The 13,659-nt window shown below is 72.7% G+C and carries 14 protein-coding genes; 9 read left to right on the plus strand and 5 right to left on the minus strand.

Features of this window, described 5'->3' with window-relative positions:
- Positions 1-125: 125 nt before the first annotated feature.
- Complete coding sequence (locus ABT137_RS34645) at positions 126-539, minus strand: MarR family winged helix-turn-helix transcriptional regulator (protein WP_351715091.1); 414 nt, start codon at positions 537-539, stop codon at positions 126-128.
- A 62-nt stretch (positions 540-601) separates the two neighbouring features.
- Here ABT137_RS34645 and ABT137_RS34650 point away from each other — a divergent pair, with 62 nt between their 5' ends.
- A complete protein-coding gene (locus ABT137_RS34650) occupies positions 602-1,402 on the plus strand; it encodes an alpha/beta fold hydrolase (RefSeq protein WP_351715092.1) in 801 nt (266 codons plus the stop codon).
- A gap of 19 nt (positions 1,403-1,421) precedes the next feature.
- On the plus strand, positions 1,422-1,871 hold the full coding sequence (locus tag ABT137_RS34655) for a type II toxin-antitoxin system PemK/MazF family toxin (protein ID WP_351715093.1): 450 nt from the start codon (positions 1,422-1,424) through the stop codon (positions 1,869-1,871).
- Here the strand turns inward: ABT137_RS34655 and ABT137_RS34660 are convergent.
- Positions 1,825-2,703 (minus strand): TIGR02452 family protein, encoded by an 879-nt coding sequence (locus tag ABT137_RS34660; RefSeq protein WP_351715094.1) that lies wholly within the window; start codon positions 2,701-2,703, stop codon positions 1,825-1,827. The genes ABT137_RS34655 and ABT137_RS34660 overlap by 47 nt on opposite strands.
- A 301-nt stretch (positions 2,704-3,004) precedes the next feature.
- Here ABT137_RS34660 and egtA point away from each other — a divergent pair, with 301 nt between their 5' ends.
- The 4 genes from egtA to egtD are packed head-to-tail and all read left to right on the plus strand — an operon-like array spanning position 3,005 to position 7,393.
- Positions 3,005-4,333, plus strand: coding sequence for an ergothioneine biosynthesis glutamate--cysteine ligase EgtA (gene egtA, locus ABT137_RS34665; RefSeq protein WP_351715095.1), 1,329 nt, complete (start codon positions 3,005-3,007; stop codon positions 4,331-4,333).
- Entirely contained in the window at positions 4,330-5,655 is a 1,326-nt protein-coding gene (gene egtB / locus ABT137_RS34670) for an ergothioneine biosynthesis protein EgtB (RefSeq protein ID WP_351715096.1), read from the plus strand. The genes egtA and egtB overlap by 4 nt, the downstream gene beginning before the upstream one ends.
- The gene (gene egtC / locus ABT137_RS34675; RefSeq protein ID WP_351715097.1) at positions 5,655-6,434 is read left to right on the plus strand and encodes an ergothioneine biosynthesis protein EgtC; all 780 of its coding nucleotides are present in this window, start codon (positions 5,655-5,657) and stop codon (positions 6,432-6,434) included. The genes egtB and egtC overlap by 1 nt, the downstream gene beginning before the upstream one ends.
- The gene (egtD, locus tag ABT137_RS34680; RefSeq protein ID WP_351715098.1) at positions 6,431-7,393 is read left to right on the plus strand and encodes an L-histidine N(alpha)-methyltransferase; all 963 of its coding nucleotides are present in this window, start codon (positions 6,431-6,433) and stop codon (positions 7,391-7,393) included. The genes egtC and egtD overlap by 4 nt, the downstream gene beginning before the upstream one ends.
- A gap of 40 nt (positions 7,394-7,433) precedes the next feature.
- Here egtD and ABT137_RS34685 read toward each other — a convergent pair whose 3' ends face one another.
- Positions 7,434-8,696 (minus strand): extracellular solute-binding protein, encoded by a 1,263-nt coding sequence (locus tag ABT137_RS34685; RefSeq protein WP_351715099.1) that lies wholly within the window; start codon positions 8,694-8,696, stop codon positions 7,434-7,436.
- Between the two features lie 194 nt (positions 8,697-8,890).
- Between ABT137_RS34685 and ABT137_RS34690 the strand changes: the two genes are divergently transcribed.
- Positions 8,891-9,106: a dodecin gene (locus ABT137_RS34690; RefSeq protein WP_351715100.1), complete on the plus strand. Its 216-nt coding sequence runs from the start codon at positions 8,891-8,893 to the stop codon at positions 9,104-9,106.
- A gap of 10 nt (positions 9,107-9,116) precedes the next feature.
- On the opposite strand, the gene ABT137_RS34695 is transcribed toward ABT137_RS34690, so the two are convergent.
- A complete protein-coding gene (locus ABT137_RS34695; protein ID WP_351715101.1) occupies positions 9,117-9,608 on the minus strand; it encodes a phosphatase domain-containing protein in 492 nt (163 codons plus the stop codon).
- A gap of 114 nt (positions 9,609-9,722) precedes the next feature.
- Between ABT137_RS34695 and ABT137_RS34700 the strand changes: the two genes are divergently transcribed.
- Entirely contained in the window at positions 9,723-10,721 is a 999-nt protein-coding gene (locus tag ABT137_RS34700) for an LLM class flavin-dependent oxidoreductase (RefSeq protein WP_351715102.1), read from the plus strand.
- Positions 10,722-10,745: 24 nt separating this feature from the next.
- On the opposite strand, the gene ABT137_RS34705 is transcribed toward ABT137_RS34700, so the two are convergent.
- A complete protein-coding gene (locus ABT137_RS34705; RefSeq protein WP_351715103.1) occupies positions 10,746-13,217 on the minus strand; it encodes an ATP-dependent Clp protease ATP-binding subunit in 2,472 nt (823 codons plus the stop codon).
- A 213-nt stretch (positions 13,218-13,430) separates the two neighbouring features.
- Between ABT137_RS34705 and ABT137_RS34710 the strand changes: the two genes are divergently transcribed.
- On the plus strand, positions 13,431-13,622 hold the full coding sequence (locus tag ABT137_RS34710) for an antitoxin (RefSeq protein ID WP_351715104.1): 192 nt from the start codon (positions 13,431-13,433) through the stop codon (positions 13,620-13,622).
- The last annotated feature ends 37 nt before the right edge of the window (positions 13,623-13,659 follow it).

Raw genomic sequence — 13,659 nt, forward strand, 5'->3', positions numbered from 1 at the left:
CGGTCCTCAACGGGGTCACGGCCCCGACGTCGCAGATGGTGCTGGTGGAGGTGGGGCGGCGATTAACAGCCGAAGTACAACCGAAGCACCGGGTGCCCCCGGCCGCGGCCGGGGGCACCCTGTGCTCATTCCTGCGCGTTGAGCCGCTGCAGCAGCTCCAGCAGCGTCGCCCGCTCCGCCGCCGACAGCCCGGCGAAGCAGTCCGCGAGCACCTCGCCGGCCACCCCGTGCCCGGCCGCCAGCGTCCGCTCCCCGTCGGGGGTGAGGTGGTGCCGGATCCGCCGCCCGTGGCCCGGTCGCCGCTCCACCAGCCCCTGCGCGACCAGCCGCCCCACCAGCGTGCCGAAGGCCTGCTCGCTCTGGAAGGTGGCCGCGGCCAGCTCGCGCGCCGAGGCACCCGGCGACCGGTCGATGGCGCGCAGCGCGTCCCACTGCGCGAGGGTGGTGCCGACGGCCGAGAGCGCGCTGTCCATCGCCCGGTGCTGCCGGTACTGGGCCTGTTTCACCGCTCTTCCGAGAACTTGCAGGTCATCGTGCATGGCTCCACTGTAGCCGATGACTAAGCTTGTTTATATAAACATCCTTAGTTAGAGTGAGCGGCATGACGACGAACCGCAACGCCCAGGTGTACCCCGACCTCCCCATCTCCCTGACCGAGGCCGGTTCCGGCCGTCCGGTGCTCGTGCTCCACGGAGGCGGCGGCCCCGCCACGGTCGCCGGCCTCGCCGCCCGCCTCGCCGGGTCGGCCCGCACCCTCGCCCCGGTCCACCCCGGCTGGGACGGCACCCCCCGCCCCGACTGGCTGACCGACGTCGACGACCTCGCCGTCGCGTACCTCCACCTGCTCCAGGACGCGGAGTTGAACGACGTCCTGGTCATCGGCTCCTCGCTGGGCGGCCAACTCGCCGTCGAGATGGCCATACGTGACACGGCCGGGCTGATCACCGGCCTGGTCCTCATCAACGCGGTCGGCGCGGACATCGAGGGCGAACAGGTCACCGACTTCTTCGCGCTGGACCCGCGCGCCCAGGCCGAGCACTCCTGGCACGACCCGGACCGCTTCTACGTCGACCCGGCCACCCTCCCCGCCGCCGAACTCGCCCGCCGCCAGGCCAACATGGCGACCATGCGGCTGCTCACGGACGGCGGCCGGATGACCGACCCCAAGCTGCTCCCCCGGCTGGGGCGGGTTCGGCAGCCCGCGCTGGTGATCTGGGGCGAGAGCGACCGTATCGTCACGCCCGCGTACGGCGCCGCCTACGCGAAGGCCTTCCCGCAGGGCCGGTTCGAGCCGATCCCCGAGGCCGGCCACCTTCCGCACCTCGAACGCCCGGAGATGACCGTCGAGTTGATCGAGGCGGAGCTGCACCGCACCGGCACCCCGCCTGTTCTCGCTGGCTGAGGCCCCTTAGGGTGCCCTCGTGACTGCGTTTATCGACGACGAGAACATCCCCGGCCGGTACGGCCCGACCGCGACCACCGAGGCCGACCCGCACGAGGTCGGCAAGGTGCGCACCGAGTACTCCCCCGCCCACGACGGCGACCCCGACCCCGGTGAGATCGTGTGGACCTGGGTGCCCTTCGAGGAGAACGACGGGCGGGGCAAGGACCGGCCGGTCCTGGTCGTCGCCCGGGAGGCGGCCGGCACCCTGCTCGCCGTCCAGCTGTCCAGCAAGCGGCACGACAACGACCGCGAGTGGGTGGCCATCGGCAGCGGGCCGTGGGACCGCACCGGGCGCGACTCCTGGGTGGACGTGGACCGCGTCCTGCGGCTGCACGAGGACGGCATGCGCCGCGAGGCCTGCGCCCTGGACCGGGGCCGCTTCAACCTCGTACGCCACCGGCTGCACGAGCGCTACGGCTGGAACTGAGCCACTGGGCGTCGGCGCCGGCAGTCCGGAAAGCCTCGGCGAAGGCGCCCCGGACCACGGATCCCGGCGTGCGGTCCAGGACCCCGAACACCACGTGTTCGAAGGTCCCCGCGAACCGTCCGCCGGGGCCCAGCAGCCCCCGGAAGGCGCCCGCGACCTGTGCGGGGTCGTTCTGGAACACCCCGCAGCCCCAGGCGCCGAGAACCAGCCGCCGGTAGCCGTGCGCGGCGGCCACCTCCAGCACCCGTTCGGCCCGTACGGCGAGGGCCTGAGGCAGTTCACCGGTCCGCTCCGGAGCCGTACGGCGGATCACGCCGGCGTTGGGCGCGGCGGCCGTGAGGAAGCCCGCGCGGTAGGGCTCGGCGAGCAGCGCGCCGCGGTCGTCGCGGAAGACCGGGACGGCCGGGGAGTGGATCACGCGGTCCGTGTAGAAGGGGTCACGGTGCGCGCGGTGGCGGTCGTAGTAGGCGGCGGCCTCGCGCACGCACGTGTACAGCGCGGAGGCCCGGCACAGGGCCTCCTCCTGCGCCTGGGCGCCGTTCAGGTAGCCGCCGCCCGGATTGCGGGCCGAGGCGAAGTTGAGTACGGCCACCGGGGCGTCGGCGAGGCGGCGGGCGGCCTCCAGGCTGCTCTCGCCGGTGACCTCGAACACGGCGTCCAGGTCCGGGGCCGGCGGCACCGGCACCGCTTCCGGGCCGTACAGCCGCGTCCCCGCCCGTGCGGCCGCGATGTCCGCGGCCAGGAGGACCTCCCGGCCGTCGGGCGCGCGGTAGCTCCCCGCCGCCACGATCTCTTCGGTCTGCCGTGCGATGCCGCGCAGGCGCGCGCTCATGGCGCCACCCCCGTGGACGCCATGGCCGCGGCCCGCGCGGCCTCCCCCGTCGTGCTCATGCACGCATCCTGGGCGATGCTGGTGGTGCCGTGCAACGGAGTTTCCCTGGCCCGAAACGGCCGGAAACGCGCAACAAAGCAGCAGCGAAGCAACAAGGAAGCAGAGGTTACCGATCTAGAACGTCCCGATAGGTGCCCTTGTGCGAATGGACGCGACGGTCTTGGGTGGAACGGACGATGCCGTCCCGGACACAACCACGACCGGGGCGGCGGCATGGTGGAATCTTCAGGAGGATCCCGACATGTCCGACTCTATATCCGACAGCGGCGACTGTACCGACGGGTCGGTGAGAACCGACTTCTCGGACGACCGCACGGCTGTCACCGAAGCCGAGGTGGAGGCCCTGGTCAAGGGCATCTGCTTCAAGACCGGCCCGCCCCGCACGCTCGGGGTGGAAGTGGAATGGCTGGTCCACGAGCTGCGCAGGCCGCAGCTCCCGGTGACACCCGAACGACTCGAAGCGGCCTACGCCGCACTGCGCACGGTGCCCCTGGGGTCGGCGCTCACCGTCGAACCCGGCGGCCAGCTGGAGCTCAGCTCGCCGCCCGCCGCCTCCCTCACGGAGTGCATACGCACCGTCTCCGCCGACCTGGACGCCGTCCGCAAGGTCCTCGCCGAACAGGACCTCGGACTCGTGGGCGTCGGTCACGATCCCTGGCACACCCCCCGCCGCTTCCTGCGCGAGCCGCGCTACGACGCGATGGAGAGCTGCCTGGACCGTACCGGCACGGCGGGCCGGCACATGATGTGCTCCTCGGCGTCCGTCCAGGTCTGCCTGGACGCCGGCCACGAGGAGCCCGGCCCGCTCGGGTACGTCCGGCGCTGGTGGCTCGCCCATCAGCTGGGCCCGGTGCTGGTGGCCGCGTTCGCGAACTCCCCGCTGGTCGGGCACCGGCCCACCGGCTGGGTCTCCACCCGGCAGCTGCTGTGGATGGAGATCGGCGCGGGCCGCGCGGGCGCTCCCCCGCTGGACGGCGACCCGCGCACCGCCTGGGCCCGGCATGTGCTCGACGCACCGGTGATGTGCGTACGGCGGGACGGCGGCCCCTGGGATGTACCCGAGGGCCTGACGTTCCGGGCCTGGACCCGGTCGGGGGCGCCCACCGGCGCGGATCTCGCCTACCACCTCACCACGCTGTTCCCGCCGGTCAGGCCGCGCGGTCATCTGGAGCTGCGGATGATCGACGCACAGCCCGGCGACGACGGCTGGATCGTGCCGCTGGCGGTGACGGCGGCGCTGTTCGACGACCCGGAGGCCGCCGAGACCGCGTACCGGACGGTGAAACCGCTGGCCGAGCGGGCGGGGCAGCAGCCCGCCCCGAACAACCCGCTGTGGATCGACGCGGCCCGCACCGGGCTCCGCGACCCGGAGCTGCACGAGGCCGCCGTCGCCTGTTTCACGGCGGCGCTGGAGGCCCTGCCGAGGATCGGCGCGACCCCCGAGGTCGTCGACGCCGTGGCCACGTACCGGGACCGGTACGTGCTGCGGGGCCGCTGCCCGGCCGACGACCTGCTGGACCGACTCCGCGGCACGGCCGCTCGCGCCCATGGGAAGGACATCAGCGCATGACCGAGACCGACGTCGACATCGATATCGAGACCCTGCGGGACCGGGCGCTGCAGTCCCTGACCACGGCCCGCGACCGCACCACGCTGCTGACCAGCTGCGTGGAGGGCCCCGACCTCACCGCCCAGCACTCCCCGCTGATGTCCCCGCTGGTCTGGGACCTCGCGCACATCGGCAACCAGGAGGAACTCTGGCTGCTGCGCAACGTCGGCGGCCGGGAGGCGATGCGCCCCGAGATCGACAGCCTCTACGACGCCTTCGAGCATCCGCGCTCCGAGCGGCCCTCGCTGCCGCTGCTGCCGCCCGCCGAGGCCCGGCAGTACGCGGCGGAGGTGCGCGGCCGGGCCCTGGACCTGCTGGAGGGCGCGGCGTTCAGCGGCACCCGGCTGACCGAGGCGGGCTTCGCCTTCGGAATGATCGCGCAGCACGAACAGCAGCACGACGAGACGATGCTGATCACCCATCAGCTCCGCAAGGGCCCCCAGGCCCTGACCGCCCCGGACCCGGCTCCGGCGCCGCCGTTCACCGGCCCGGCCGAAGTCCTGGTCCCCGGCGGCCCGTTCACCATGGGCACCTCCACCGAGCCCTGGGCGCTGGACAACGAACGCCCCGCGCACCGGCGGGAGGTGGCGCCCTACTGGATCGACACCACTCCGGTGACCAACGGCCAGTACCTTGAGTTCATCGAGGACGGCGGTTACGAGAACGAACGCTGGTGGACCCCGGAGGGCTGGGCGCACATCCGGCAGCACTCCATCACCGCGCCGCACTTCTGGCACCGGGAGGGCGGCCAGTGGCTGCGCCGCCGGTTCGGGGTCACGGAGGTCGTGCCGCCCGAGGAGCCGGTGCTGCACGTCTGCTGGTACGAGGCGGACGCCTACGCCCGCTGGGCCGGGCGCCGGCTGCCCACCGAGGCCGAGTGGGAGAAGGCCGCCCGGCACCACCCCGGCGAGAACCGGTCCCGGCGCTACCCGTGGGGCGACGCCGACCCGGCGCCGAACCACGCCAACCTGGGCCAGCGGCACCTGCGCCCGGCCCCGGCCGGCAGCTACCCGGAGGGTGAATCACCGCTCGGCGTACGTCAGTTGATCGGTGACGTGTGGGAGTGGACGTCCAGCGACTTCCTGCCCTACCCCGGCTTCACCGCCTTCCCGTACAAGGAGTACTCGGAGGTGTTCTTCGGCCCCGAGCACAAGGTGCTGCGCGGCGGTTCGTTCGCCGTGGACCAGGTGGCGTGCCGGGGGACGTTCCGCAACTGGGACTACCCGATCCGGCGGCAGATCTTCTCCGGTTTCCGCACCGCACGCTCGGCGGAGACCGCCTGATGTGCCGTCACCTGGCCTGTCTGGGACCCGAGGAGCCGCTCGGCCGGCTCCTCGTGGAGCCCGAGCACTCCCTCTACCGGCAGTCGTGGGCACCCCGGCTCCAGCGGTACGGGACGGTCAACGCGGACGGCTTCGGGGTGGGCTGGTACGCCCCGGCGGATCCGCAGCCGGCCCGCTACCGGCGGGCCGGGCCGATCTGGGCCGACCAGTCCTTCGCCGACCTGGCCCGGGTCGTGCGCACCGGCGCGCTGCTGGCCGCCGTCCGGGACGCGACCCTGGCGGGCGCGGACGGGGAGGCCGCGGCGGCGCCGTTCGCCGCGGGCCGCTGGCTGTTCAGCCACAACGGGGCGATCCCGGGCTGGCCGGGGTCCATGGCGCCCCTGGTCCCGCTGCTGCCCCCGGCCGACCTGCTGTCGATGGAGGCCCGCACCGACTCGGCGTTCGTCTGGGCGCTGGCCCTGCACCGGCTGCGGTCCGGTACGGAGCCGGGCCCGGCCCTCGCCGAAACGGTTCAGCAGGTGGCCGAGGCGGCGCCCGCGGCCCGGCTCAACCTCCTCCTCACCGACGGCGAGACCATCACCGCCACCGCGTGGGGCGACAGCCTCCACTACCTCGCGGAACCCGGCCTGCGCACCGTCGTCGCCTCCGAGCCGTACGACGACGACCCGCGCTGGCAGGAGGTCCCCGACCGCACGCTGCTCACCGCGAGCCGCGCGGGCGTCGTACTCGCCCCGGTCGAGGACCTGGCATCGGTACCACCAAAGGAGCCCTGTACGTGAGTCCCTTCCGTGTCACCCGCACCCTTCCCGAGGACGCGACGGACGCCGCGCTGCGCGCCGATGTCCTGACCGGTCTCACCGCCACGCCCAAGACGCTGCCGCCGAAGTGGTTCTACGACGCCCGGGGCAGCGAGCTGTTCGAGCAGATCACCGAGCTGCCCGAGTACTACCCGACCCGGGCCGAGCGGGAGATCCTGCTCGCCCGGTCCGGCGAGATCGCCGCCGCCAGCGGTGCCCGCACCCTGGTGGAGCTGGGCTCCGGCTCCTCCGAGAAGACCCGCCTGCTCATCGACGCGCTCACCGCCCTTGAGGTGTACGTCCCGGTCGACGTCAGCGAGAGCGCGCTGACCCAGGCCGGCGAGGCGCTCGTCGCGGAGCGGCCGGGGCTGTCCGTGCACGCCCTGATCGCCGACTTCACCGGCCGGCTGGAGCTGCCCGAGACGCCGGGGCCCCGGCTGCTGGTGTTCCTCGGCGGCACGATCGGCAACCTGCTGCCCGCCGAGCGGGCGGAGTTCCTGGCCTCGGTACGCCGGCGGCTCGCGTCCGGCGACGCGCTGCTGCTCGGCACCGACCTGGTCAAGGACGAGGGGGTGCTGGTCCGGGCGTACGACGACGCGGCCGGGGTGACGGCCGAGTTCAACAAGAACGTCCTCGCCGTCGTGGACCGGGAGCTGGACGCCGACTTCGACCCGGACGCCTTCGACCACGTCGCCCTGTGGGACGCGGACAACGAGTGGATCGAGATGCGGCTGCGCTCCCGGGTGGCGCAGACCGTGAAGGTGCCCGCGCTCGATCTGGCCGTGGACTTCGCGGCGGGTGAGGAGCTGCGCACCGAGGTGTCGGCGAAGTTCCGGCGGGACGGGGTGACCGCCGAACTGGCCGCCGCGGGGCTGGAGCTGACCAACTGGTGGACCGACGCGCAGGGCCGCTTCGCGCTCTCCCTGAGCGTCGCCCGCTGAGTGATCCACGGAGTAATCCGCTGAGTGGTGATCCGTCGGGTCACCCGAAGTCCGGCGCGAGCAGTTCGGTGATCCGCCGGGAGGCGCGGCGGGCCTCGGTCGCGGGGTCCGCTCCGCCGAGCACCTTGGTCATGTAGCCCTTGATCGGGTTGTCGGCCTCCACCGCCGGCCAGTCCGGGCTGTGGGGGGTCGCCCGCCCTCGCGCGGCACCCGCCGCCATGGCGGCGACCCCCTCCTCCCCGGCCACCGCGCCCGCCAGCGTGGTCTTGTTGGGCACGTAGTTCATGGTGCGGGCCAGGTCGGTGTCCCACTTGGCGCCGGTCAGCGCGCCGACGACGGCGGTCGCGTCGTAGGGCCGGTCGGTGTTCTGCGGTACGACCAGGTCGGAGCCGCCGGTGAAGACGGCACCGGGGTGGTCCGCGGTGAGCCCCGGCACCGGGAAGTACCCGATCTCGTCCTTCAGTTCTGGGTTCTCCTGCACGATCGACTGGGCGAGGCCGGGCACCGCGACGATCTGCGCCACCTGCCCGCCCGCGAACACCTGGGCCTGGGGCGGGTGTTCCTCGTCGGCGTCGACGGGTCCCTTGCCGAGGGCCTGGAGTCGCCGGTAGAAGTCCATCCCGCGCAGCGCGGCCGGGCTGTCGAGGGTGCCCTTCCACTCGGCGTCCGTCTCCCGGGCGAGGTCTCCGCCCTCGTCCCAGATGAACCCGGAGAGGGTGTACCAGTCCTGTCCGGCGAGGTAGATCCCTTGGTTCCCACCGGAGTTGAGCTTCTCGGTGTCGGCCAGCCACTCCTCGCGGGTCTTCGGCGGGGAGGTGATCCCGGCCTTCTCGAACAGGTCCCTGCGGTAGATGACCACCCGGTTGGCGGCGTACCAGGGGATGCCGTACTGGCGGGAGTCGTCCCGGCCCGGCTCGGCGAGGCCGGGCAGCCAGTGCTCCTTGCCCCAGTCGCGCATCGACTCCAGGGTGAGGTCGGTGAGCCGGCCGTCCTCGACGTACTGCGGGACCTGGGTGTTGCCGACCTCGATGACGTCGGGCGCGTCGGCGGAGTCGCTCTTCAGGGCCGTCTGCACCTTGTCCACGATGCCGGTCCAGTCCTGGATGCGGATGTCCAGGCGGATGTCCTTGTGGGTGCGCTCGAAGTCCGCGGTGAAGCGGTGCAGGAAGCCCGCCGAGGCGCTGTTCCGCATCAGCCACACCGTGACCGTGTGCCGACCGCCCCCTCCGCCCGGCAGGACTCCACAGGCGCTCAGCAGGGCGGCGGACACGCAGACGAGGGCGAGTGGGCGGCGATGTCTCACGAGGGTTCCTGTTCTGTCTGGCGGACAGGCGAAGGGGCCCGACGTGGGGGAACGAGCACCGGGCTCGTACGGGTGTACGGGATTTTGGTATGGACCAATACGGAGGGTCAAGGGCTGCAGGCGTTTCGGAACCGACGCCTCGCGCTCCGCTTCCGGATGCGGCACCGTGGAGTGACGACGAGAGGAGCTTCCCGATGACGAACCACACCTACCGGGTCACCGAGATCGTCGGCACCTCGCACGAGGGCATCGACCAGGCCATCCGCAACGGTGTCGCACGCGCCAACCAGACTCTGCGCAACCTGGACTGGTTCGAGGTCACGCAGGTCAGGGGCCAGATCGAGAACGGGCAGATCGAGCACTACCAGGTGGGCCTGAAGGTGGGCTTCCGCATCGACGAAGAGGACTGACGCCGTACCGTCAGGTCCGTCCCTCCCCCTCCTGGGCCTGCTCCAGCGCGGCCGAGCGGTCGGCCCAGCGGGCCCGTACGACGGTGAACCCGGCCCGTTCGGCGGCGTCGCACACCAGCTCGTCGTCATCGACCAGGAAGCGGACCGAACGCCCTTCCGCGAGCCGACGCAGGATCTCCAGCTTGGTCTGCCGGGCGGGCCTGCGGTCGGCGTTGCGCCGCATGTGCACGCGCCCCTCGGGCAGCCCGTGGGCGGCGAGCCAGTCGAGCGTGTCGCGCCGGTAGCGCTCGGGGCGCCCCGTGAGGTAGACGATGTCGCACTCCTCGGCGCTCGCCACGGCCAGCGCGATCCCCTCGGCGATCGGCGGATCGTGCGGCGCGGCCGCGAAGAACGCGTCCCAGTCCCGGGGCTTGCGCTCCAGGAACCGCTGCCGGTGCGCGGTGTCGGCGAGGGTGTTGTCGATGTCGAACACCGCGATCGGACGCTTGCTGCTCTCTGTCACGCGGCAACCCTAGAACGCGACGGCCCCCGGCGGTTCGGCCGACGGCGGCCGCACGGTACCCACGGCGGACCGGCCCGCCGGGAATCCCGTGGCCGCGCGGCTGTTGAACCCTGTGTGAACGCAACCATCGCCCGGACCCGGTTCTCCGTCCTCGACCGCTCCCGCACCCGGGAGGGGCACGCGCCCGGTGAGGCGCTGCGGGACACCGTGGCACTGGCGCGGGAGGTGGAGGCGCTCGGCTATCACCGCTTCTGGGTGTCGGAGCACCACGGGGTGCCCGGGGTCGCCGGTTCGGCGCCGACCGTCCTGGGCGCGGCCGTGGCCGCCGCGACCCGGACCATCCGGGTCGGGACCGGCGGGGTCATGCTGCCCAACCACCGTCCGCTGGTCGTGGCCGAGCAGTTCGGCGTGCTGGAGTCGCTGTATCCGGGGCGGATCGACATGGGGCTCGGCCGGTCGGTCGGCTTCACCGACGGCGTGCGCCGGGCGCTGGGACGCGACAAGGGCGACGCCGAGGACTTCTCGGCCCAGCTCGGCGAGCTGCTCGGCTGGTTCGAGGGGAGCTCGCCGACCGGGGTGCGGGCCCGCCCGGCGGAGGGGCTGCGCGTGCCGCCGTTCGTGCTGGCGATGGGCGAGGGCGCGGACATCGCGGCCCGGGCCGGGCTGCCCATGGTCATCGGCGATCTCCGCGGCCGCGAGAAGATGCGGCGCGGCATCGACCACTACCGCGACCGCTTCCGCCCCTCGTCCTGGGCCGCCGAGCCGTACGTGGTGATCTCCGGGACGGTCGCGGTCGCCGGCACCCCCGAGGCGGCGCGCCGGCTGCTCGCCCCGGAGGCCTGGTCGATGGCGTACTCCCGCACCCACGGCACGTTTCCACCGCTGCCCCCGGCCGAGGCCGTCGAAGCCCGGACGATGACCGCGCGGGAACGCGGCTTCTACGAGTCCGGGCTCGCCGGGCACATCGCCGGCACCGAGGACCAGGTCGCGCACGAGCTGGAGACGGTCCTGAAGGAGACCGGCGCCGACGAGGTGCTGGTCACCACGAGCACGTACGACCGCGCGGCGCTGCTGGACTCGTACCGGCGGCTGGCCGGCATCGTGGCCTCCTGATCAGGCCGATCAGGATCACACCGGTCAGACCGTGGCCGGCTTGTCGGAGCGGATCACGATCTCGCCGTTCGCCGCGTCCACCACCGCCCGCTCGCCCGCCACCAGCTGGCCGGACAGCAGCAGGTCGGCGAGGCGGTCGTCGACCTCGCGCTGGATGGTGCGGCGCAGCGGACGGGCGCCGAAGTCCGGCTGGTGGCCGAGGTTGGCGAGCAACTCGGCGGCCGCGTCGGTGACTTCGAGGCTGACGTCCTGGGCGTTCAGCCGGCGCCGGGTGTGCTCCAGCAACAGGTCGACGATCTCGCGCAGTTGGGTGCGGTCCAGACCGCGGAAGACGATGATCTCGTCGATGCGGTTGAGGAACTCCGGCCGGAAGTGCTGCTGGAGGGCCGGCATCACGGCCTCACGGACCTTGGTGTAGTCCTCCGTGCCCGCGGCCAGGATGCGGTCGGCGCCGATGTTCGACGTCATGATGACGACGGTGTTCTTGAAGTCGACGGTACGGCCCTGGGCGTCGGTGAGGCGGCCGTCGTCCAGGAGCTGGAGCAGGGTGTTGAAGACGTCCGGGTGCGCCTTCTCCACCTCGTCGAGGAGGAGCACGGCGTACGGCTGCCTGCGCACCGCCTCGGTGAGCTGGCCGGCCTCCTCGTGGCCGACGTATCCGGGCGGGGCGCCGACCAGCCGGGAGACCGTGTGGCGCTCCTGGAACTCGCTCATGTCGAGGCGGATCATGCGGGTCTCGTCGCCGAAGAGGGCGGCGGCCAGGGCGCGGGCCAGTTCGGTCTTGCCGACGCCGGTCGGGCCGAGGAAGAGGAAGCTGCCGACGGGCCGGTTCGGGTCGCTCATGCCGGCTCGGGCCCGGCGGACCGCGCGGGCGACGGCGGTGATCGCCTCGTCCTGGCCGACGACCCGCTCGTGCAGGTGCTCCTCCAGCTTCATCAGCCGCTCCCGCTCCTCCTCGGTGAGCTCGGCGACCGGGATGCCGGTGGTGCGGGAGACGACCTGGGCGATGTCCTCGGCGGTGACCTTGGGCGCGTGTTCCTCGGCGGTGCCGGCCTGTTCCAGCTCGGCCTCGGTCGCCCTGATGCGGTCGCGGAGTTCCTTGGCGCGCTCGTACTCCTCGTCGGCGACGGCCTGGTCCTTCTCCCGGTTCAGGGCGGCGACCCGGTCCTCGATGTCCCGGGTGTCGGTGGGCGGGGTCTTCGAGCGCAGCCGGACCCGGGCCGCGGCCTGGTCCATCAGGTCGATCGCCTTGTCGGGCAGGAACCGGGAGGTGATGTACCGGTCGGACAGCTCGGCCGCCGCGACCACCGCCTCGTCGGTGATGCGGACCTGGTGGTGGGCCTCGTAGCGGTCGCGCAGGCCGCGCAGGATCTCGATGGTGTCGTCGACGGTGGGCTCGCCGACCAGGATGGGCGCGAACCGGCGCTCCAGGGCCGCGTCCTTCTCGATGTGCTTGCGGTACTCGTCGACGGTGGTCGCGCCGATGAGGTGCAACTCGCCGCGCGCGAGGGCGGGTTTGAGGATGTTGCCCGCGTCGAGGGACCCGTCGCCGCCGCCCCCTGCGCCCACCACGGTGTGCAACTCGTCCAGGAACAGGACGAGTTCGTCGCCGTGCTCGCGGACCTCGTCGAGCAGCTTCTTCAGCCGTTCTTCGAACTCGCCCCGGTACTTGGTGCCGGCCACCATCCCGGCCAGGTCCAGGGAGACCAGCCGCTTGCCTTCGAGGGTCTTGGGCACGTCCCCGGCGACGATCCGCTGCGCGATGCCCTCCACGATGGCGGTCTTGCCGACCCCGGGGTCACCGATCAGCACCGGGTTGTTCTTGCTGCGGCGGGAGAGCACCTCGATGGTCTGCTCGACCTCCTCGTCCCGCCCGATCACCGGGTCCAGTCGCCCGGCCCGGGCGTCCTCGGTGAGGTCACGGCCGTACTCGTCGACGGTCGGCGTGGTGCTGGGCTTCCTGCGCTCCGCCGCGCCCTCGGCCGGCATCCTGGTCGGCTCCCAGCCGCTGTCGCCGAGTGCCCGCCCGGCCGCCGACTCCGGGTTCGCGGCGAGCGCGCGCAGCAGGTGCTCGGGGCCGATGTAGGAGGCCCCCTCGGCCCGGGAGATCTGGTAAGCATCGAGGAGGGCGCGTTTCGCGGCCGGGGTGAGAGCGGTGGGCTCGGACTTCTCGCCGCCGCCGTGGCCGGCGGTGAGCCGCTCGCGGAGGTGGTCGGGTTCGGCGCCCGCCTCGGTGAGCAGCCGCCGGGTGGAGTCGAGTGTGGTGGCGGCGGCCAGCAGATGCCGGGCGTCCAGTTCCTCGCTGCCCTCGACGGCGGCGAGGTCGCGGGCCTCGGCGACCAGCTCCCGGGCCCGCTCGGACAGCAGGCTGCCGATGTCGACGCGCTGCGGGCGGCGGGGCTGGGCACCCGCCCCCGGGCCGCCGAAGAAGCGGGACATCAGCTCGTCGAACTCCTCGAAGGGACTGCGTCCGAATCCGAAACCGGAAGTGCTCATGGGGCCGGGCCTTTCTGCGGACAGCTGTGCGGGGCGGCTCCGCGGGGCGGCTGTGCGAGAGCCTCTCCGGAGGGCTTCGCGATCGGCGGAAGTCCGCGTCTTCCAAGCTCGCACAGGCGCGCCGGGCCCGCACGGGGACGGCCGCCGAGATGCGGACGGCGCCCCGGCCGGTGACGCTGGGGGTGGAAGCCGCAACCAGCGAGGAGGGCTGCCATGTCCATGCTGGACAAGCTCAAGGGGATGCTCAAGGGCCACGAGGACCAGGCCAAACAGGGCGTCCAAAAGGGCGGCGACATGATCGACCAGCGGACCGGAAACAAGTACCAGTCCCAGGTCGACACGGCCCAGAAGCAGGCCGACGACTACATCGAACGGGAGCGGAGGCAGGGCGACCCTCCGCAGTAGAGGGCTGCCCCGGGCCAGGCCCTGTCGTTTGGATCAG

The organism is Streptomyces sp. NPDC001980, assembly GCF_040296885.1.
Taxonomy (GTDB): domain Bacteria; phylum Actinomycetota; class Actinomycetes; order Streptomycetales; family Streptomycetaceae; genus Streptomyces.

What these genes read in the sequence shown, in the direction of transcription:
- ABT137_RS34645 (WP_351715091.1), bottom strand. Translation starts at nt 539, where the DNA reads ATGCACGATGACCTGCAAGTTCTCGGAAGAGCGGTGAAACAGGCCCAG.
- ABT137_RS34650 (WP_351715092.1), top strand. Translation starts at nt 602, where the DNA reads ATGACGACGAACCGCAACGCCCAGGTGTACCCCGACCTCCCCATCTCC.
- ABT137_RS34660 (WP_351715094.1), bottom strand. Translation starts at nt 2,703, where the DNA reads ATGAGCGCGCGCCTGCGCGGCATCGCACGGCAGACCGAAGAGATCGTG.
- egtA (WP_351715095.1), top strand. Translation starts at nt 3,005, where the DNA reads ATGTCCGACTCTATATCCGACAGCGGCGACTGTACCGACGGGTCGGTG.
- egtB (WP_351715096.1), top strand. Translation starts at nt 4,330, where the DNA reads ATGACCGAGACCGACGTCGACATCGATATCGAGACCCTGCGGGACCGG.
- egtC (WP_351715097.1), top strand. Translation starts at nt 5,655, where the DNA reads ATGTGCCGTCACCTGGCCTGTCTGGGACCCGAGGAGCCGCTCGGCCGG.
- ABT137_RS34690 (WP_351715100.1), top strand. Translation starts at nt 8,891, where the DNA reads ATGACGAACCACACCTACCGGGTCACCGAGATCGTCGGCACCTCGCAC.
- ABT137_RS34705 (WP_351715103.1), bottom strand. Translation starts at nt 13,217, where the DNA reads ATGAGCACTTCCGGTTTCGGATTCGGACGCAGTCCCTTCGAGGAGTTC.
- ABT137_RS34710 (WP_351715104.1), top strand. Translation starts at nt 13,431, where the DNA reads ATGTCCATGCTGGACAAGCTCAAGGGGATGCTCAAGGGCCACGAGGAC.